At 60.6% G+C, this 1,141-nt stretch carries 2 protein-coding genes; both read left to right on the plus strand.

Annotated features, from left to right (window positions below; genetic code table 11):
* The coding region (locus ACM43_RS09645; RefSeq protein WP_271539858.1) for a SphA family protein at positions 1-753 on the plus strand (753 nt) is incomplete at its 5' end.
* A partial coding sequence (locus ACM43_RS09650; RefSeq protein WP_271539859.1) for a DUF2721 domain-containing protein occupies positions 669-1,141 on the plus strand: 473 nt, incomplete at its 3' end. The genes ACM43_RS09645 and ACM43_RS09650, both read left to right, overlap by 85 nt.

Consider the following 1,141-nt stretch of genomic DNA (forward strand, 5'->3'; position numbering starts at 1 on the left):
CTTTTGAATCCCACTTACACTTTCGGCACACCGGTGCTTGGCGGACAACTGGCCATCGGCATCACTGGCCTGTTCGGCCGAGCAAGTACCGGCATTGACGGAACGCTCACCGCGGCACTCGGACCGCTGGTGATAACCCGCGAGGGAAGCATCTCGGATTCCCTCACCTCCGTCGGCGACCTCTATCCGCAGGCCACATTGAAGTGGAACGCCGGCGTGCACAATTTCATGACCTATGTGACGGGCGACATTCCGGTGGGCGCCTACGATCCCGCGCGCCTCAGCAACCTCGGCATCGGCCACGCCGCGATCGACGCCGGCGGCGGCTACACCTACTTCAACCCGGCCGCGGGACACGAATTCTCCGCCGTCGCGGGCTTCACCTACAACTTCAAGAATCCCGACACGCAATACCAGAACGGGATCGACTTCCATGTCGATTGGGGTATCTCGCAGTTCCTCTCCAAGCAGTTTTTCGTCGGCTTCGTCGGCTACGGATATCAGCAGATCACCGACGACTTCGGCCAGCATCCGCAGCTCGGCGGTTTCCGGTCCCGCGTCTTCGGCATCGGCCCGCAGTTCGGATATCTCTTTCCGATCGGCGACATGCAGGGATATCTCAATCTGAAAGGCTATGGCGAATTTGCCGCCGAGAACCGGCCGTCGGGATGGAATGTCTGGCTGACGTTCGCGATCTCGCCGACGGCCCCCACCAGCACGCTGACACCGGCGCGCCGGGTGGTGACGAAGTAAGGCACATCGCGCGGAAAGCGGCAACCGATGCTACCCGATACGCCGACTGTCAGTCAGCTATCCCACGTTATCTCGCAGGCTGCGGCGCCCGCGTTTCTTCTGGGCGCGCTGGCAGCCTTCATTGCGGTCTGATCTCCCGTCAAAATCCTATCGTTGACAGAACGATTGTCCTGAACGGGATACCCGAGGACGATGTGAGATGCCGGCTGAAGGCTGATCTGCCACGTTTGATGCGACGTGCGGCCATGCTGAACCGGGCAATCTTCTGGGCCGTGATCGGCAGTATTTCGGTAGCGGTTCTTGTCGTCGTCGCGTTTGCAAGCGCGTTTCTTCAGATTCAGCATGAGCGCGGGGTGGCCATCCTGTTCATGGTTGCCCTTGGTGCGTT

Origin of the sequence: Bradyrhizobium sp. CCBAU 45321, assembly GCF_028128975.1 — a bacterium.
Classification (GTDB): domain Bacteria; phylum Pseudomonadota; class Alphaproteobacteria; order Rhizobiales; family Xanthobacteraceae; genus Bradyrhizobium; species Bradyrhizobium yuanmingense.